17 protein-coding genes and 1 riboswitch are annotated in these 19578 nt (G+C 33.9%); of the genes, 1 reads left to right on the top strand and 16 read right to left on the bottom strand.

Features of this window, described 5'->3' with window-relative positions:
• Nucleotides 1-50: 50 nt before the first annotated feature.
• From LN736_RS01505 to LN736_RS01575, 15 genes are all read right to left on the bottom strand, one after another.
• Nucleotides 51-3260, bottom strand: a complete 3210-nt coding sequence (locus LN736_RS01505; RefSeq protein WP_229980569.1) for a type I restriction endonuclease subunit R, EcoR124 family — start codon at nt 3258-3260, stop codon at nt 51-53.
• On the bottom strand, nt 3257-3832 hold the full coding sequence (locus tag LN736_RS01510) for a restriction endonuclease subunit S (RefSeq protein WP_229980571.1): 576 nt from the start codon (nt 3830-3832) through the stop codon (nt 3257-3259). Before LN736_RS01510 ends, LN736_RS01505 begins: the two co-directional genes overlap by 4 nt.
• A 148-nt stretch (nt 3833-3980) precedes the next feature.
• The gene (locus LN736_RS01515) at nt 3981-4409 is read right to left on the bottom strand and encodes a DUF5655 domain-containing protein (protein ID WP_179977993.1); all 429 of its coding nucleotides are present in this window, start codon (nt 4407-4409) and stop codon (nt 3981-3983) included.
• Between the two features lie 238 nt (nt 4410-4647).
• Nucleotides 4648-6093 (bottom strand): ISLre2 family transposase, encoded by a 1446-nt coding sequence (locus LN736_RS01520; RefSeq protein ID WP_229980574.1) that lies wholly within the window; start codon nt 6091-6093, stop codon nt 4648-4650.
• 204 nt (nt 6094-6297) lie between these two features.
• Entirely contained in the window at nt 6298-7239 is a 942-nt protein-coding gene (locus tag LN736_RS01525; protein ID WP_229980576.1) for a transketolase family protein, read from the bottom strand.
• A complete protein-coding gene (locus LN736_RS01530) occupies nt 7239-8063 on the bottom strand; it encodes a transketolase (RefSeq protein WP_150356745.1) in 825 nt (274 codons plus the stop codon). The genes LN736_RS01525 and LN736_RS01530 overlap by 1 nt, the downstream gene beginning before the upstream one ends.
• Nucleotides 8064-8337: 274 nt before the next feature.
• The gene (locus LN736_RS01535) at nt 8338-8688 is read right to left on the bottom strand and encodes a type II toxin-antitoxin system PemK/MazF family toxin (RefSeq protein ID WP_150356746.1); all 351 of its coding nucleotides are present in this window, start codon (nt 8686-8688) and stop codon (nt 8338-8340) included.
• A complete protein-coding gene (locus LN736_RS01540; RefSeq protein ID WP_150356747.1) occupies nt 8648-8968 on the bottom strand; it encodes a CopG family transcriptional regulator in 321 nt (106 codons plus the stop codon). Before LN736_RS01540 ends, LN736_RS01535 begins: the two co-directional genes overlap by 41 nt.
• 686 nt (nt 8969-9654) lie before the next feature.
• A complete protein-coding gene (gene alr / locus LN736_RS01545) occupies nt 9655-10818 on the bottom strand; it encodes an alanine racemase (protein ID WP_229980578.1) in 1164 nt (387 codons plus the stop codon).
• A 105-nt stretch (nt 10819-10923) separates the two neighbouring features.
• The gene (locus LN736_RS01550; RefSeq protein ID WP_229980580.1) at nt 10924-11532 is read right to left on the bottom strand and encodes a germination lipoprotein GerS-related protein; all 609 of its coding nucleotides are present in this window, start codon (nt 11530-11532) and stop codon (nt 10924-10926) included.
• Between the two features lie 83 nt (nt 11533-11615).
• Nucleotides 11616-13115: an NAD(P)H-hydrate dehydratase gene (locus LN736_RS01555; protein WP_150358448.1), complete on the bottom strand. Its 1500-nt coding sequence runs from the start codon at nt 13113-13115 to the stop codon at nt 11616-11618.
• Entirely contained in the window at nt 13075-13491 is a 417-nt protein-coding gene (gene acpS, locus LN736_RS01560; RefSeq protein WP_150358449.1) for a holo-ACP synthase, read from the bottom strand. The genes LN736_RS01555 and acpS overlap by 41 nt, the downstream gene beginning before the upstream one ends.
• A 122-nt stretch (nt 13492-13613) precedes the next feature.
• Nucleotides 13614-13961, bottom strand: coding sequence for a DUF6514 family protein (locus LN736_RS01565; RefSeq protein ID WP_150358450.1), 348 nt, complete (start codon nt 13959-13961; stop codon nt 13614-13616).
• A 254-nt stretch (nt 13962-14215) separates the two neighbouring features.
• Complete coding sequence (gene sleB / locus LN736_RS01570) at nt 14216-14914, bottom strand: spore cortex-lytic enzyme (protein WP_150358451.1); 699 nt, start codon at nt 14912-14914, stop codon at nt 14216-14218.
• A gap of 119 nt (nt 14915-15033) precedes the next feature.
• Nucleotides 15034-16296 carry a magnesium transporter gene (locus LN736_RS01575; RefSeq protein WP_150358452.1) on the bottom strand — a complete coding sequence of 421 codons (1263 nt, stop codon included), beginning with the start codon at nt 16294-16296 and terminating at the stop codon, nt 15034-15036.
• A gap of 212 nt (nt 16297-16508) precedes the next feature.
• A riboswitch (M-box (ykoK) riboswitch) is annotated at nt 16509-16678 on the bottom strand.
• 308 nt (nt 16679-16986) lie between these two features.
• On the opposite strand from LN736_RS01575, the gene LN736_RS01580 reads away from it, so the two are divergent.
• A complete protein-coding gene (locus LN736_RS01580; protein ID WP_150358453.1) occupies nt 16987-18825 on the top strand; it encodes a YgiQ family radical SAM protein in 1839 nt (612 codons plus the stop codon).
• 21 nt (nt 18826-18846) lie between these two features.
• On the opposite strand, the gene LN736_RS01585 is transcribed toward LN736_RS01580, so the two are convergent.
• Entirely contained in the window at nt 18847-19521 is a 675-nt protein-coding gene (locus tag LN736_RS01585) for a hypothetical protein (protein ID WP_150358454.1), read from the bottom strand.
• Nucleotides 19522-19578 lie beyond the last annotated feature (57 nt).

Raw genomic sequence — 19578 nt, forward strand, 5'->3', positions numbered from 1 at the left:
TTGATAATTAGCAGTTTAATAATTAATTTTAAAGTTTTATTAGATATAAATTAGCTTTCAGCATGCTCATCAGCCAATTCATAAATGGCTTCACGCAAACCGTTGCGGTACTTGATTTTCGACAAAGATTGTATCTTTTCGTCATGTGACAGCGTCTTATAATCCCTGCTTGCTTTGGCAATTATATCCCGGATTTGACCGGTATCATCTAAATCCTGTATACTATAACGATGATGACTAAATAATTCACGCATTTGGGCACTTGTGATAATGTCTGTAATTCCCCACTTCACCCGAAAATCCAGGAACATTCTATCAAGGCTGACATTGTTGGCCGCCTGAATAATTTGTTCACTATCTCTCAATTTTACTGGATATTTAAGATTATAACCTTCGGTTGGAAAATGCTTTTTGATAATAGCAATTGCTGCATTCATAACCTTCGCAGCGTAATTTCTGTCTTCCAAACCAGTGGCAAATTGATCAATTTTTTCTTTCGTAGCTTGTGCTTCCTGACTCCTGCCCTCATGCACCTGGTTTAATAATTGTTCCACCAATTCAGTTAAATAATCATAATCTATTTTCACATCCTTGACATGGGTCATTTTCAACTCAATTTGATAAAAAGGAATTTTCTTTTTCTTCGACATAAACTGTTTAAGCTCATTGGTTAAAACTGTGGTAAGCATGGTTTCTTGAGCACCTGTCATGCCTAATTTTTCAACTAATTCATCAGGATTGTCGTAGTTGAAACCTGCTGTATTTCCATCAACTTCTTCAGGGGTATATTGTTTTAATTTAGCCATGCCAGCATTATAATCACGCAGCAAATCAAACATATATTCTTTTTGTTTCTCAGAATATGGTAATTGCTGGAATTCATTAGTTAAGCTGTCTAATTTCTCAACAAACTTTTTAACTTCATTAAACTCATCTTCAAAAGGTTTAGCGATAATACCATCTCTTTGATTGGATTTACGCTGCTCATTTTCTGATAAAATTGCTGAATCTTTATTGGCATAAATTGCGAGAGCTTCATTCATCAGCTTCTCATTTTGAGCAGGCCAGCGATAGTTCACAATACGCCCCCAGGGTTTTTCCTGCATGTCAGCAATACGATTTGTCCTTGAATAGGCTTGAATAAGTCCGGCTCCTTTAAGTGTTCTATCTACATAAAGTGTATTAAGTTCCGGTGCATCAAATCCAGTCAAAAGCTGATCTACCACAATCACAATATCCAGGAAGTTCTTATCCGTAGCAGTTTTATTCAAACGACTAGTAACATCCTGTGTATATCCAGCTACATCATCCATGCCAAAGCTTGTACCAAATTCTTTGTTATAGGCCTTTATAGCATCATATAAACCTTGATTGGCGACAAGCATGCTATCATTATTGGATGAGTTCTGGCTAAATGTAACTGCTACTTTTAATGTCTGACCACCATTTTTCCTATTCTCATCATTTACTCGCTGAAATTCACTAAAATACATCATTGCCATTGGAGTACTGGCTTTCCCGCCACCAACATGAGTGGTAAAGAGGGCATTATATTTACCTTCATTTGAACGATTTCTCCAGTTCTTGAAAATATCTTCAACTACTAACTTGATATGATCCGGATTTTCATCATAAAAGCTTGGTTCAACTGCGTCATCCATATCTTCCTGACTTAGATTATTGATCTTCTCTTTAATCTGTTGTTCAGTCCACTTCGGATAGCGTTCCCGGTAGAAATTTGGCAGATATTTGGTTTTCATTTGCTCTTCATCAATGGTTGTTTCAAAATCCACTTTAAAACCTAAAACATTTCTGTCTGCAATTGCTTCACGAATAGTATAGGCATGTAGCAGTGGTCCAAAAATGTCTTCAGTTCGCAAACCGCTGGTAGTTTCATCAAACATGGGTGTTCCTGTATAACCAACCCAGGCGGATTTTCTAAAAGCCTTTTGTATCTTTGCAAAACTTTCGCCGCCAGTTGAACGGTGTGCCTCATCCACGATAAATACAATATTTTTATCAGGTGCTTTAAAAGATTTACGTTTCACTAAAGTATCAAGTTTTTGAACAGAAGTAACAATGATACTATTATCTTTGCTCTTTAATTTACGGCTTAAATCAGTAGTATTATTGGTATCTTGAACACTTCCAATCATATCTTCACCAGCATCCGGGTCATAGGCCCTGTAATTTTCATTTGTCTGTTTCGTTAAAGCAATTCTATCCACTACGAAGACAACTTTGTCAACTTTGGGCATGCGGCTTGCAAGCCATGCTGTTTTAAAACTGGTTATGGTTTTGCCGGAACCAGTGGTATGCCAAACATAACCTACTTTATTTGTACCCAGTTCAAAATCAACTTTCTTTAATTTTTCAATTACATTCTGAGTGGCGTATACCTGATATGGACGCATTACTTTTAACATTTGTTTGTTTTTTGTGCCATCCAAAATCATATAATTAGTAGCCATCTGATGTGCCATTGGAATACTTAGCATTGAATCCGCAAACTCTTTCCAATTACGAACAATGGTATTATCACTTTTACGCTGCCAGTTAAAAGCAAAGTCCTTATTGAACTTATCCGGCGTGGTATTAGCCATATACTTCACGTTATTTGGCGTAATTGCCACCAATATTTGCAAGGTGGAAAAAATATCACGATACTGGTCTTCTTTGGAATATTGATGTATTTGATTCAGCGCTTCATTGACATCATGCGTATCACGTTTTTCTTCAATTTGTATGATAGGCAAACCATTAATAAGAAGTGTAGTATCAAAACGACGATTTTGTTTCCCGGCGATAATTGCAGGGCGTTCAATTTGATTGACTACCTGGTATACCGTATCCCCAGCACCGATTTGTTTTTGATCGAAAACCGTTAAAAACACGTGACGGCCGTCATCTAAATCAATTTCAATCTGCGATACACCATTGAGTCCATATAAAAATTGTCCGGCTTCATATGGTGTTTGAATATCAGATATAATCTTTTTAACTTGATTAAATTCAACAGTACTTAGTGGATGATCAAGTGTATTTTGATTGTGCCTCTCAAGAATTTCTTTGAAGTTATCCCAAAGCTTACCTGTAGTTTTAATTTTTGGTTCATACTTCCACAGCTTTGTTTTCACACAGTAATCAGCAGATTTTTCACTAACCTTAAAACCGCCGATTCCTTCCAGGTATTCAGGTTTAGTTATGGTTCCACTGGTAATATATTGTATTAATTCAGTTTCAAATTGCTCTTCATTCATTTCTCACCTGCCTCCTCTAACTTGGATAATATGATTTTTGTTTCAAGTTCTGCTGCCCTATTTTTAAGGGCTTGCAGCCTTAACTGATTAAAATAAACTTGTCCTATAATTTTTTGCTTATCTATGGAAGGTATTTTCGGTATTTTAAGCTCTTTAAGCTGCTTGAGGGTATATTTTAAAACTTGTGAACCCTGCAGTCCCAACACAAACTGTTTCTTAATTGTTTTGTTTTCATTAATGAGATAGACCAAAAACTTCGGATCAATGTTATTGCCAGGTAACAACTTAACGTAGTTTTGCGTATAAAGATATCCCTCGTGCTCTTTTCTTACCATCGCTGCAGTTCCCGTGATTAAACTAAACACCACATCACCATGGCATAAGGTATTTACTTTGTCATTGGTTCTAACTTGTTTATTGTCCGCACCGTTTGAAATAATACCCACCAGATCATCCGTTAAATCTGTTTGACTATAATAGGCAAAAAGCGGTGCTTTCTCATCAAACACTTCAGTAATTCTAAACTGGGGGGATCCACTTACTAATTCAACCAATTCACTCAACTTTTTCATAAAATATTGTGCCTTTCTAAAATTAACTTTATTTACTACGATGTAATCATATCATAAAAGAATTTTTATTGCAACTATAAAAATGTAATTTTTAAAAATTACATTTTTAGATTTTAATTATTTTTTCGATACTTACTTTCGCATTAAATTAATTCATCTCATAAGCTTTATCAATATATTCCTTAGCCTTCTCAAAATCCTTAGCATTTTTTATTGTAACTTCCAAATCTCCAGTTGCCCAATGTTCAACTTTACTCACATCTCTTGTAAAACCATTTTCAAGCACAATATCTTCCGGACTTAACCTTAAATATAACATTATGCTTTTCGTTCTAACCTCTACACATACAATATTTTTTATTTTCTTAAATGCACTATACAATTTCAATTTATTTTCTGTAACATCATCACCTAATGCCAAGATATAGTCTCTAATAGAATAATACAATTCTATTAATTTTGAACTCGTCGTTTCCAATTGTTCATCAAAGGTTTTATCTGTGCTCTGCTTAACTACTTTTTCTGTATTTGTGTCCTTAAATGCTGTAGCTACATTAGAATTTATGAGGTCAAACATCAAAAGTTCCTCTCCAAATTTTTTATATCGTATTAAGTCTATATTCCTATTTATTTGTTTTACAGCATATTCATCATATTTGGTAAAATCTCCTGCTATGCAAAGTCACAGTAAAAATTTATATGGCGCAGATTTTCCCTCAATATGAATACTCTTCCTTTTTTATTATGGGCGGAAACTGTCCCTTGTATTTTAAAAATGCATTTTTGATACTTATTACAATAATTTTAATGTGAAATTAAATGCCTGACAGGCTTTTTAGTATTTCTCTGGTTCTCGTAACTTTACCCTGTCCATATATTATGCTGCTTTTCATACTTTCATTATATTTCCCGGCTTTTTTCTGCCCTTTTATAAGCGCTTTCACTTCGGCATTTATGGTTTTCCTGGATTCTTTCAATTGTTCTTTGATAATTTCATTGATATCTATGAAGTCTATAACCCTCCCATTCCTCAATATAGTCCTTAACTTCCCTTTTAATTCGTCAGAATGTTTCAGACATAGAATTTTACTCATATGGTTTGCCCCGTCTATAGACCAGGCTGTCCCGTTGCCTTTCATTCTTGAAGCTACTACATTCCTTATAGTACTCTCCATAGTACCCAGACCTCTATATTCTATACCTCCAGGCGGCGGTATAGTGATATCATCTCTGTCCTGGTATCTTGCAAGTGCATTAAAATTGTTCTTATAGTAACTGTACAACTCTTTCAGTTCATCATTTGCTTTTTTATCTGTCTCTAAATTTATAAGTTCCTTAATTTTTTCCAATGCTTCATCGTACTTTTTTTCTTTTAAGAGCTTTTTTACCGTCTTTCTGGATTCTTCGTCCTTAATCTTACGATTTGCCTTCTGGAATATATGAAATAGATCCAGCTGGTATATTTTCTGGATGTCATTTTCTGTTTCAGCGCTAATCCATGGGGCTCCATCACCATTTAGAATAGTATACTGAATTTTATCCTGGTTGTATACTTCTGAAATATGGCTGTTTATCAGGTTATCAAAGTTACTGCCTTTTTCATACCCTGAAAAATACCTGGTCCCAACAGTCCTATATCCATCATTCTTTTTAACCCATCCTTCGTATATTTTACCTACCTTGAGTTCCTGTTTATTCTTCTTACCCTGTATTTTTAAGTAAACCCCATCCTTTTCTTCAAAGAGCACATTCACTTCTCTTTTACCTCTAAGTTCTCCTTTGAGGTATTTTGCAACCCTGTTATTTTCAATCTTTTCTATAGCACTGCCAAAGTAGTCTGCTTTATTTTTTATAGTCTGGTGGCTTACTTTTGTTAATGTGGATTTTTCTATTTTAGCTGCACTTTTCCTGTAAGAGCTGTCAACCGCGGTATCTATCATTTTCTCAATTAAATTTTCACTTGTTCTGCCCACCAAATTTAAATTCAGTGCATCATCCATGAGAAAGACTCCCCGGTTATTGTATTTATCTATATAGTATCTCCTGCTGAAGGTCAAATCGCCCATTATTGTCTGAATAGTTTTTTCTGTTTTGAACTTATACCTGTATCTTTTGGTATCCCTACTTTCAAATATCAAGTTGTCTACATTTTCCAGCATGAGCTTAATCCTTGATAGACCTGCTTCACATACAATACCATAAACTTCCTCTTCTATATTATTGAAATTCAATTCTAATTCATCTAAAATTATATTGTTCATACTAAAGCTCCTTTCTATTTTTTATGGCAATTTAATTATAAAAAGTCTTTAGTATAAATAAAAGGCCTTTCAGCCAGGTAATTGCTGGAGGCCTTTCCTTATTTTCTGCCTAAAAATATTTTACTTACTCTATATGAAATTATTATTACGGAGAATTTAGCAAAAGAGATGCCCTTATAAATCAGCATCTCTTCTAACCCATATTTATTTTAAAGACAGTCCTTTTTTAACAGCTTTAACTATATCATCTCCGGTCAACCCATAAGCTTTTAAAAGTTCATTGGGTTTTCCACTTTCCCCAAAAGTATCTTTAATGCCTATCCTTATAACTGGCGTAGGCAAATTTTCACTTAACACTTCACATACGGCAGAACCCAGCCCACCTATAATACTGTGTTCTTCCGCAGTTATAACTACACCGGTTTTTCTAGCAGTTTCCACTATTGCTTCTTTGTCTATAGGTTTTATAGTATGTATATTCAAAACTGATACCTTTATTCCCTCTTCAGCCAGAGTATTATAGGCTTCCAATGCTGCCTCTACCATTATCCCTGTAGCAATTATAACTGCATCCTTTCCTTCCCTCATTTTTATAGCTTTCCCTATTTCAAATTTATAATCCTCATTATTATTTATAACGGAAACTTTAGATCTTCCAAGTCTCACATAACAGGGTCCTTTCACTTCAGCCACGGCTCTAACTGCTGCCTCTGTCTCCACTGCATCGCTAGGACAGATAACTGTCATGCTGGGAATGCTCCTCATAAGGGATATGTCCTCTACCGACTGATGGGAGGCCCCGTCTTCGCCTACTGTAAGTCCTGCATGAGTAGCACATATTTTAACATTTAAGTTTGGATAGCATATGGAGTTTCTTATCTGTTCAAAGGCTCTCCCAGTAGCAAACATGGCAAAAGTGCTTACAAAGGGTATCTTATCACAGGTGGATATCCCAGCTGCCACCGCCATCATATTGGCTTCTGCTATTCCCATATCCATAAACCTTTCAGGATAAGCTTTTTTAAATCCGGCAGTCTTGGTGGATTTCGAAAGGTCTGCATCAAAGACCACTACTTTTTTATTTTCAGCTCCCAATTCTACAAGAGCTTTCCCATAAGCTTCTCTAGTTGCTATTTTATTTGACATTACTCTTCACCTCCTATATCCCTTAATGCCTCTTCGCATTGTTCTATGTTGGGTGCAGAGCCATGCCACCCTACCTGATTTTCCATGAAGGATACCCCCTTGCCCTTGACAGTCTTACAAACTATAGCAGTTGGTTTATCTTTAACTGATTTCGCCTCTTCAATAGCATCTATAATCTGCTTAAAATCATGTCCATTTATTTCTATAACATGCCACTTAAAGGCTTTAAATTTTTCTCCGATGGGATAAGCAGACATTACCTCTTCACAGGTGCCGTCTATCTGAAGTCCATTTGCATCTATGAAAGCTGTCAAATTATCCAACTTATAATGAGCTGCAGCCATAGAAGCTTCCCAGACTTCACCTTCTTCAAGTTCGCCATCTCCCAACAGGGTATAAACTCTATAACTTTTTTTATCGATTTTACCGCCAAGTGCCATACCAACAGCAGCAGATATTCCTTGTCCCAAGGATCCCGTAGACATATCAACACCAGGAGTTTCATTCATATTAGGATGTCCTTGAAGTATAGAACCCAGTTTTCTAAGAGACTTTAACTCCTCCACACTAAAATATCCTCTTCTAGCAAGAGTACTGTACAGTACTGGAGCCGCATGCCCTTTTGAAAGTACAAATCTGTCTCTATCTAAATCTCTGGCATTTTCAGGATCAACATTCATCTCATAAAAATATAATGTAGTTAAAATTTCAACTGCAGACAGTGAACCGCCTGGATGGCCTGAGCCAGCCTTAGTCAGCATTTTTATTATGTCTTTTCTTATAACTGATGCAATCTTTTTAAGCTCTTCTATATTTTTTTTCACAACTTCAACCTCCTACTAATACTACTAATCAAGTAATTCTCAGGCCCAGCTGGAGTTTATTCACAGAGAATGCTTTTCTCCACCTGAACCTCGGATAAAAAACTTTAACTTTATTTTAACACAAAGTTTTAATTTCATATATATAAAGCACCACAAAACTTCACCCCTGTGCTCTAAGCACCGGGGCTTATAATCAACAACAAAACCTGAATCCAGGTTTCTGTTAAAATTAAAAATTATAGTAAATTATACGTCATTGAGTTCAATTGAAAATCTATTGAAGCCCAATACTTACTAAAAGTGCATTATCTACTTTTTTCATATCACTATCTGTCATATGACCAATTTTTTCTTTCAATCTTCTTTTATCTAAGGTTCTTATTTGTTCCAGCAGCACTACCGAATCTTTATTGAGGCCATAGGCCTCTGAAGATATTTCCACATGAGTCGGAAGTTTTGCTTTATTTATCTGAGAGGTAATAGCTGCAACAATTACGGTTGGACTATATTTATTACCAACATCATTTTGTATGATAATAACAGGTCTTACCCCTCCTTGTTCAGACCCAACTACAGGGCTTAGATCAGCATAAAATATATCTCCTCTTTTCACTATTGTCGTCATCTGGCAAATCACTCTCCGAAAGCTTCGCTTCATATTCTTTTAATTCCTTTATGTCACTTGCAAAGCCCATTTCTGAAAATTCAAGATTAAGTTGTGCCATTTCCCTATATCCTTTTTCCATTTCTGATATTCTATTTAACCTTTTTTTCTCACTAATATATAATATGATAACTTCCCTAATAAATTCACTCCTTTTTTTGCAATCTTCTTTAAGTGCCTTGTTGAATTCATTATATAGTGTTTCTGAGAGGTCTATTACTAATCTTTTAGAATTTGACATATACAAATTAATACCTCCTATTACCCTAAGCGAAAGATTATACAAGCTCATTATAGTACCAAATCTGTAGGCATGTCAAAGAAATTATCTATAATTTCACCAATTTTCTACTTGTATTTTTTTACATAGGGTTTTTTATCTCTATAACTATTCTAATATAACTTTTTAATATTTCTATTTAAGCATATTACAATCTATATGTAAAAATTTTTAGATATTAATTTAAATATTGTATGTATCAGCTTTTATATTATTTACAAAACCGCACCTATACAATTTCAAGTGCATATTGTATTTGGAAAATCGATATCAACAGGCATTAATTAATCCTAACAATTATGTAATACTATGTAAACATAGATATAATTTCATAATGCATATTATTATTATGTTATACCATTTTTTTAATTTATATTCACAATATTGTCATATATGAAATCATTGTATATAATTCATTAAAAAATACAGCCTCATAAAATGCACCACATAATTATAAATTTACCATAAGGGCTGCGTGCAAATGTTTCATAATTTTAATATATGTAATTTCAATTCAACATCTAAATAATTATATTTCTTACTGAAAAAAACACTGATATTCGCCTCAATCAGTTAAAAATACATACGAAGGTTCAGATGAAAAAAATTATTATCTATGGAAAAACTACACCTGAACCTAAAAATCATTAAATCAAGTAATTTTTAACTTTAACTACTTTTCCATTTTTTATATACACTCTTGGAATTCTCTTGTTCATCATACAGAGTATTTCATAGCTTATAGTACCCAGGATCTGTGCTGCATCCTCTGCATCAAACTTGAGGCCATCTTTCTCTCCTAGAAGAACAACTTCATCTCCTACATTGACCTCTCCTACATCAGTGACATCTACCATACATTGATCCATACATATGTTTCCCACTACTGGAGCAAATTTTCCGTTAACTATAACCTTCGCTTCCCCAAATAATCTTCTGGTATATCCATCAGCGTATCCTATCGGCAAAGTGGCAATTACACTTTTCCTGTCGGCTTTAAATTTCCTTCCATAACCTACATACTGCCCAACTTCCAGTGTTTTTACATGAACTACATTGGCTTTCAAAGTCATAAGAGGTTTTATATTCAACTGATTCTTGTCCACTTCGTGGGAAGGATAATAACCATAGATTATTATTCCAGGTCTGACCGAATCACAATAGGTATCTGGAAGTTCCATTATAGCTGCACTGTTGGCTATATCTCTCATATTTATTTTTATACCTTTGTCTGTTAATTTCTCATAAAATAGTTTATATTTTTCAAACTGTTCATGAGTATATGTCTTATCTGTCTCATCTGCTGTAGAGAAATGTGAAAACAAGCTTTGTATTTCTATATTGGGCAATTGGCTTATTTTATAAACTTCATCTACACTGTCATCATTTATCAAAAATCCTATTCTACCCATTCCCGTATCCACAGCAATGTGTATCTTTGCAATTTTCCCCTTATCTAAAGCCTCCTTAGACAGCTGACATGCATATTCATAGGAAGGAGTTATGGACTCTACATCATAATCTACTACGTCACTAATAAGGGTATGGGGTATTATACCAAGTACCATTATAGGCGATTTTATCCCATTTTTCCTAAGCTCTATGGCTTCATCCAAAACAGCTACCGCCAGTCTTTCTACTCCATTCTCAAGAAGAACCTGTGAAACTTCTACTGCTCCATGTCCATAGGCATCAGCTTTCACAACTCCTATTAATCCCTTACTACCCACTTTTGATTTTATTTGACCTATGTTGTATGTAAGATTATCTAGATTAACTTCCTCCCATACTGGTCTATAATTTCTAAACATCGACACATCACCTCTATATATAATTGAAAGAAAATAAATAATTTTAGGACATTAACTTAATTATATACCTTTTCTATAGGAATTGTGAATAAAATTATTTCAATATTAATTTATATCAAAAATATTTTCACTCAACTCCACGTTTGCCTTAAAATCACTATATTCCACATCTACTTTTTTTCTTCCAGTAGAATCAAATATTTTCAAGTAAGTTGGCGTATTATGCTTTAAATTCACATATAATTCAGCTTTACTGATGTTTTTATTATTACCAGGTATATCCAAATGCACAACCTGATACTGCTCATTATTTACCTTCTTAAAGGAGTTGTCAATCTTTTCATTGGTATAAAGCAGTGATATATACTCTTCTATAAAACAGAATTTAAACAAGCTATTGAAATTTTTTTCCATACTGTATTTACCACTGTTGTCACTATTTTTAACAAATATTTTATTTCCTCTGTATACAATTACTCTGTCTTTGCCCAGTTCAAATCTTTCTCCATATCTGCTGTCATAATACTGTCTGCCGCCGTAATTTATTTGCTGTTTCTCATTTTCTATCTGAATATTCACATTACAGCTATAACTATCTAGGTCCTTTAAATAATATATTATCTTTTCCGTGTTTTGAATATCTCTTCCATGGAATAAAAAAATAGCAAGTAAAACAAAAGATATACCTATCCCCATTAATAGTTTTTTCTTCATGCCACTCCTCCTGATCTAAAGCGCTCCACTATTAATCTATTCTACCATACCCTTTGATATTACTATTTTTTGGGGTTGATCTTCTACTGCATCAATTCTTTTATTGAAAAAGGAAGCTGTTTTAAAACATGACTGGCATTTACACAAAACATATATTGGGATAGTTTCTCTCCAGAGTATCCATGCACAAAAGCAGCTATACACGCCGCTTCAAAAAGATTATACTTTTGAGCCGCAAAAGAAACTATAATTCCAGTAAGGCAGTCCCCCATACCTCCAGAAGCCATAGATGAGTTCCCCACAGGATTTACGGCCACTGCATTTCCATCTGTAATAATAGTATTATATCCTTTCAAGAGTACAATTACATCATTTTCAGCTGCAAAATCTCTAGCTACCTTTATTCTGTTTTTCTCTATATATTGAATATCAAATCCCGTGATTCTAGCCATTTCTCCTAGATGGGGAGTCAAAATCACTCCACATTTTTTGTTCTTTAATATATGTAAATTCCCCATCAGCACATTGATTCCATCTGCATCAATTACAACATTTTTTTTAGATACATTTAGAATCCTATCAACCATATTCAAAGTTCTGTCATTTACTCCCATACCTGGTCCTATGGCAATAGCATCACTTTTCTCTATGGCCTTCTGCAGCTTTGAATCATCTTCCAGCTGAATTGTCATACCCTCTACTAGTTTTGAGCTGAGTACTGGCTGAATATTCTTATAGCAGCCTAAAGTAACAAGTCCCGCACCACTCCTTACAGCTCCCTGAGTGCATATATAAGCGGCTCCTGTAAACCCTTGAGAACCAGCTATAACAAGCACTCTGCCATAATCGCCTTTGTGCCCAAATTTATTTCTCCTCTTTAACTTTTCTTTTATAAAATTTTTTTCTATTATAAATTTAGAATCGATAAATTTTCCAACAGCAATTTTGGGAATTCCTATATCCTCAACTGTTACCTCTCCTGTAAATTTATCACTTCCATATCTTAAAAAACCCTGCTTATACAATTGAAATGTAACAGTTTTATCCGCCTCTACACAATTGCCCATTATCTCTCCCGTATTCCCATTAAAACCAGAAGGAACATCTATAGAAATGGTATATTTACTATTTTCATTTATCAACGATATGACAGAATCCTGTATGCCCTGTATATTTCTAGAGAGTCCAGTACCAAATATACCATCAATAATAACCTGGCTTTCTCTTATACTTTTTCTAAGTCTCACCATATCTTCTAAAGAGTTAACCTTATCCAGACTCATATGGAGAACTTTTAATATATTATAATTTATTTTGCATTCTTCACTCATGCCCTCCTCTTTCCCAACTAAAAATACATGAACTTCTTTATTTAAATTATATAGATGTCTCGCTATTGCAAAACCATCTCCACCATTGTTGCCCTTTGTACAGATTATACAAAAACTATTATAATTTTTTAAATCTATATTCGCAATTACTCTTAAAGCCGCGTTTTCCATTAGAACAATGCTGGGTATTTTTAATTCACTTATAGCATAATTATCTATCTTCCTGCATGTCTCTATGGATGCTATCCTCAATCTCATCCACCTCCATCACTGCATATGCTATGGCATTGTCCACACCATGTGATATGCTCAAATGTATCTTATAATTGCCACATTTATTGGCCATCAATTTAGCTTTTCCCTTCAATATCACATTAGGTCTGCCAGAAGCTGCTCTGTCTATTTCCACTTCTTTAAAATCAAATCCTCTAAATCCGGTACCCATTGCTTTTACCACTGCTTCCTTTGCTGCAAATCTTCCAGCCACAAATTCAGGTCTTAAATTTCTATTTTTAAGATATTCTATTTCATTTTTACTAAAAATTCTGTCCATAAAATTAGCATGTTTACTAATGGCTTCTTTAATCCTCCTAATTTCAACTATATCCACTCCAACTCCAAATATCAAAATTACATTTCACCCCCAATTCATTAATTTAATTATACCAGTATTTATTATATTATATTTGTTTTTCAATGCAGTAAATAATAAATTAAATTTATATAAAAAAAGAGGATTTCTCCTCCTTTCTAATAAGCTATATAATTTATCTGTTTGTCAAAGTCCAAAATATATTCATCTACATAATCTCCGAGTACATCAACTAAATGTATGGGTGACACCTGGTTGTCATATAACAACTTCAGTAAATTATGTACTTTATATCTCTCAGGGCTTATATTTTTAATACACTCCCTTTGTACATTTACCAGTTTGTTTTCCAGTATATCCTGTCTTTCCACTTCAATTCCATAGGATTGAACCTGTATAACCTCATTTTTGTAGGTAATGGCAACCTTTTCCTTTAACAATCTGTAAAGATACACATATTTTTTATCTCCTATTATTTTACTAAGGCTAAAATTCTCAACTATCATAAACATTTTCCCCCTGTAATTATTAGCTAATATTATTGACTTACACATATATTAGCACATGCCCACAAAAAAATGTGTCAGTTCATGATTAGATGGATTATAAATTATCCCTTATATATGACAATAAAAATCTCTCAACTCCACAGGTAAAAGTATAAATATACTTTTATTCTATTTATTAACAGTTTTTATTGAAATTCTATGTCGAAATTTTATATATATTGACTATATATTTTTATAGATTTAACACTATTCTATCTGCAGAATCTATGTTTACCTATAATTTTTATAAGAGGTCTTGACCATATCCATGAACTCGTTGCCGTTGCAGGATTAAAATAATATATGGCCCCATCAGAAGGATCCCAACCATTTAGTGCGTCTCGAGCTGCATTTATGGAATTCTGTTCCATGTTAGCATGAATCTGACCGTCCACTATGGCAGTAAAAGCTCCCGGCTGATATATGACTCCTGGTACTGTAGAAGGGAATCTAGGATCCCTGGTCCTATTTAGTATTACAGCTCCTACAGCTACTTGTCCTTCATAGGGTTCTCCCCTTGCCTCTCCATTTATCAAACGGGCTATAAGCATGACATTCTGATTGTTGCTGCCAGATGCAGTGCCGCCACTTGAAGTATTTATACCCAAAGCAGCCAATGTAGCATCTCCTACTATACCATCAGGAGTCAATCCATTCTTTGATTGAAAATATTTTACAGCAGTATAAGTCTGATATCCATATGCCCCATCTACACTTCCATTATAATAGCCCCAGTTTTTAAGTTTTGTCTGTATCTGACTTACCACATTGCCCTTGGATCCATAGGAATAAGCTATGGCTTTTACAGCATTATCATAAGGAAGTAAAAACAGAGAAGTGAATATATATGTGAACACTATGGCAAGTATCAATATAAGTTTTATTTTAAAGTTCATAGACTTTTTACCCATATGATCATCTCTCCTTTAGTATTTATTAAACTTGTATTTATTTTTACGTGAACATAGTTTATGCACAAATACAATAAAAAATACATAAAGAAAAGCTGTCAAATGACAGCTTTATAATTTTATCCAACTTTTCTCAATCTCTTTTTCCAGCTCGGTATCAATATATCTTCCACGATATCATTTATGACCACTATACCGCACAACTTCTCCTCATCATCTACCACGGGAAGGGAAAGTAAATCATATTTTGAACAATTTTCTATGGCCTTACTTATATTTTCATTATGACTTACACTTACCACATCATCTATCATGATCTCTTTCAATTTAGTTTCGGCGCTGGACAATATAAGACTCTTCAAAGATACAACCCCTTGAAGCTTTCCTTTGTCATCAATAATATATATATAATAAGACACTTCATCCTCTGGATTGATTTCCCTAAATAACTCAATGGTTTCATTGACAGTTATATTTATATTAAATGAAATAAAATCCTTTTTCATTATACTTCCCACTGTCTCTTCATTATAATCCATAAGAGTTCTTACTTCCTCAGCATCTCCTTTTTTCATATTCAAAAGCATCCTTTCTGCAGTGTCTTCATCAACCTCGTCCAGGATATCTGCAATTTCATCTTTTGGCATATTAAACAGTACTTCGTCTCTTTTAGACTGACTCAAATTTTCCAGAATGTTCGCCTGTATTTTGGGTTCTATTTCCTCCAGTGTATCTGCCGCCAGATCTTGATCTAAACTTTCAAATACTTTTTTTCTATAATTCACATCCATATCCTCTAATATATCTGCCAAATCTGCAGGATGAAGTTTTGATAATTTCTTATATGGAACTGAAAGCTTTAAATTATTATTCACCATTTCTAAAGACTCCACATTATCCCACATTATAAGGCTGTCCTCTGGTTTCTTATTGAATATATCATAAAACTTCTTTATAATATGTTCCACGCCAAATCTTCTTCCTAAGGCCAAGGTACCTGTATCAACAGCTACAACCCTGTACTCACCAGCTATTTTTGCAATTCTGAGATCATTGACCCTAACTAACTTTTTTCCATTTATATCTACAATCTGTTTATCTAGAAGATGCTTTGACAAAAGGTATGAATAACTCTGAAGTATTATTCCTCTTATACCTTCTCCTCTAATTATTACCCTATTATTATCTTCATAAAAATTTATATTTTTACATTCACAATTGGAAACTTCCGTACCATTCTTTATCTTATATCCTATAGCTCTTGGCATGCCATGATCAGTGGATACATATATGTCCACAAGCTTTCCCACATACTCATTGAATTCATCATACACTTTCTTATAAAGAATTTTACTCAAAAAGAAACTGGTTAACTTTTGCATAAATATTCCTCCTTTGACTTACGGAGAAATATTTAAAAACAACAACTGTACAACGCACATCAAAGTTTAGGAATCTATTTAAATACCTCCCCGTAGGCACTTATTAAATTTTGTAATAAGTCACACCGACCTCCATAAGGTCCGTTTTCCATTTAACTACACCACCTAAATTAAAAAATTAAAAAGAGCCTCCAAGGCTCTCCTCACAAACTAAAACTTTCTAATCGTCTGAGTTTTAGCACTATATAGCTTTAGACTAAACCAATCCAGCTGCATTAGATAAAACCTTAATCCGGTAATATCTGTTGACCCATTGGCATCTCTCGATGTTTCCGGGCATCAGCATATGTCTATATAGGAGCCTCACCTAACATAACAAATTGCAAACATATGATATTATCATTTACACTATAATTATATTACAAATTTGCCAAAATGCAATAAGTAAATGCTAAATTTATCAATATTTATTTACTATTCACTTATTAATACACTTTTCCCTTATTTTGCTCAATATAATTTTAAATATCATGTTCTCTTTTATCTAAATCTTTTCCCATCTATTTATATTATATACTACACATTTATTTTGGTACACATACTTTTCACTATTAGCCATCAGCTGCCCTATAGGTTATTACTCTATATGTTATAATAAAAGCAACAAAAAAACAGAATGGAGAATTTAAATTGAGATTAAATAAAAATTTTCTACCAATATGCAAAAAAGATATGGAAATAAATAATATAAACCAACTTGACTTTATATTTATAACTGGAGATGCTTATGTAGATCACCCTTCCTTCGGAACTGCCATAATATCCAGGATTTTAGAAAGGGAGGGATTCACAGTAGGTATAATAGCCCAGCCAAATTGGAAAAATACAAATGATTTTAAAAGATTAGGCAGACCTAAACTGGCATTTTTAATTAACTCTGGAAATATGGACTCCATGGTCAATCATTATACTTCTTCCATGAAAAGAAGACATGAAGATCTGTACTCACCAGGGGGGAAACCCGGATATAGGCCCGATAGAGCTGTAATAGTATATTGTAACAGGGTAAAAGAATCCTATAAAGACGTTCCCATAATAATAGGTGGTATAGAGGCCAGCCTGAGAAGATTTGCCCATTATGACTACTGGAGTGACAAGATAAGAAGAAGTATTCTTCTGGATTCCAAATCCGATCTGCTTGTATACGGCATGGGAGAAAAATCCATAGTACAGATAGCAAACCTGCTAAAATACGGCATGGATATCCAAAGTATCACAGATATAAGAGGAACTGTATATTGCTCTAAGGACAAAAACCATTTAGGGAAATATATAGAAGTACCTTCCTTTGAGGAAGTGCTGAAAGATAAAAAATCCTATGGAGATAGCTTCAAACTGGAATATTTAGAACAGGACGCCATAAGGGGAAAAACACTGGTACAGAAACATGGAGATCACTACATTATCCAAAATCCCCCTCAGTATCCATTGACAGAAGAAGAAATGGATATAATATACAACCTTCCTTATACCAGAACTTATCATCCAGTATATGAAAAAGCAGGAGGCATACCTGCAATAAAGGAAGTACGTTTTTCCATTACCAGCCACAGGGGATGCTATGGCGGATGTTCCTTTTGTGCCCTGACTTTCCATCAAGGAAGAACCGTTCAGAGTAGAAGTGAAAACTCCATAGTCGGCGAAGCAAAACTTCTGACTACACTGGACGACTTTAAAGGCTATATACACGACGTAGGGGGACCTACTGCAAATTTTAGACATAAAGCCTGTAGAATTCAAGAAAAAACAGGAGTATGTAAAAACAAACAGTGCCTATTTCCCCTTCCCTGTAAAAACCTCATTATAGATCACAGTGAATATTTGAGTTTATTGAAAAAAATAAGAAAAATACCAGGAATAAAAAAGGTATTCATACGCTCTGGAATACGATATGACTACCTGATAAATGACAAAAATACAGACTTTTTCATAGAGCTGTGCAAATATCATATAAGCGGCCAGTTGAAGGTAGCCCCTGAACATATAAGCGACAAAGTATTGGCACAAATGGGTAAGCCTAAAATGGACGTATACAACAGATTTGTAAAAAAATATTTTGAAATAAACAAAAAACTAGGTAAAAAACAGTACCTTGTGCCTTATTTAATGTCCAGCCATCCTGGAAGCGATTTAAATTCAGCTGTAGAATTGGCCCTGTATATTAAAAAAATGGGTTATACTCCTGAACAGGTTCAGGATTTCTATCCTACACCAGGAAGCTTGTCTACAACTATGTACTATACAGGCATTAACCCTATAACCGGTCAAAAAGTTTATATTCCAAAAAAACAAAGAGAAAAAAATATGCAGAGAGCTCTTTTACAATTTTCCCTTCCCCAAAACTACAAACTGGTAAAAGAAGCTCTGATTTCCGCCGGCCGTGATGACTTAATAGGAAGCGATCCTCACTGCTTGATTTCCAAGAATCCACCCAGGAAAAAGCATTTACATAAACACTTCCAAGGCTAATTTAAAGTACAAAGTTGAAAATCAACCGGATTTGATATTTGAATAGTGATTTTTCCTCACTTTGTTTAAAACATAAATCCATACAGCAGTCCAGCTTACATCACCCAGCACTGGCTGCACTAATACTTTTACATCCAGGAGCCAGGCTATTAGTTCTACTGAAGTTATACATGCCGCCAATACTATAATGTATATACCAAATTTATTCGGATTATTTTTACCCATAAATCCCAGTACAAAGAATATCACCAGAGTATTAAATACTATATATGGCCAAAATATGTATGAACCCTTAGAAAAAGTCATAGTATATCCTAACACAGCAGGATACTGCTGTGCATTTTTCAATATAACTTCATAATTATGCATTATAAAACCATATAATACACATAGTACAGCAGATATTACAAATATATAATAAAATTTGATATTGTCCTTTCTCATAAAAATATACATAGCAGTAAAAGCTATCAGGGGAACGGCAATTAGATTTAAGAAAAAGGGTATTTTAAGCATATAAAGATATTTTATGTTGTCTGCCAAAAATAAAATAAGAATACAAATATATCTAAATAGCATGGCTATTAAAATAAAAAGTGTTATTATTTTTACCTTATTTGGCAAAAATTTAATCCAGGCAAAGCCCTGTATAATCATTATAAACATAATAGGTAATAGACAAATATAAAACGTCATATATTCTCCTTCTCTTAACAGCACTCTAGTTTATATTTATTAATATTGCCTATCTTA

The sequence above is a fragment of the Clostridium aromativorans genome, from assembly GCF_020908015.1.
In the GTDB taxonomy this organism is placed as follows: Bacteria; Bacillota; Clostridia; order Clostridiales; family Clostridiaceae; genus Clostridium_B; species Clostridium_B aromativorans.

Bases quoted from the DNA above. Each gene is read 5' to 3' on its own strand.
- LN736_RS01505 (WP_229980569.1), bottom strand. From the start codon at position 3,260: ATGAATGAAGAGCAATTTGAAACTGAATTAATACAATATATTACCAGT.
- LN736_RS01510 (WP_229980571.1), bottom strand. From the start codon at position 3,832: ATGAAAAAGTTGAGTGAATTGGTTGAATTAGTAAGTGGATCCCCCCAG.
- LN736_RS01515 (WP_179977993.1), bottom strand. From the start codon at position 4,409: ATGTTTGACCTCATAAATTCTAATGTAGCTACAGCATTTAAGGACACA.
- LN736_RS01520 (WP_229980574.1), bottom strand. From the start codon at position 6,093: ATGAACAATATAATTTTAGATGAATTAGAATTGAATTTCAATAATATA.
- LN736_RS01525 (WP_229980576.1), bottom strand. From the start codon at position 7,239: ATGTCAAATAAAATAGCAACTAGAGAAGCTTATGGGAAAGCTCTTGTA.
- LN736_RS01535 (WP_150356746.1), bottom strand. From the start codon at position 8,688: ATGACGACAATAGTGAAAAGAGGAGATATATTTTATGCTGATCTAAGC.
- LN736_RS01540 (WP_150356747.1), bottom strand. From the start codon at position 8,968: ATGTCAAATTCTAAAAGATTAGTAATAGACCTCTCAGAAACACTATAT.
- alr (WP_229980578.1), bottom strand. From the start codon at position 10,818: ATGTTTAGAAATTATAGACCAGTATGGGAGGAAGTTAATCTAGATAAT.
- LN736_RS01550 (WP_229980580.1), bottom strand. From the start codon at position 11,532: ATGAAGAAAAAACTATTAATGGGGATAGGTATATCTTTTGTTTTACTT.
- LN736_RS01565 (WP_150358450.1), bottom strand. From the start codon at position 13,961: ATGATAGTTGAGAATTTTAGCCTTAGTAAAATAATAGGAGATAAAAAA.
- sleB (WP_150358451.1), bottom strand. From the start codon at position 14,914: ATGGGTAAAAAGTCTATGAACTTTAAAATAAAACTTATATTGATACTT.
- LN736_RS01575 (WP_150358452.1), bottom strand. From the start codon at position 16,296: ATGCAAAAGTTAACCAGTTTCTTTTTGAGTAAAATTCTTTATAAGAAA.
- LN736_RS01585 (WP_150358454.1), bottom strand. From the start codon at position 19,521: ATGACGTTTTATATTTGTCTATTACCTATTATGTTTATAATGATTATA.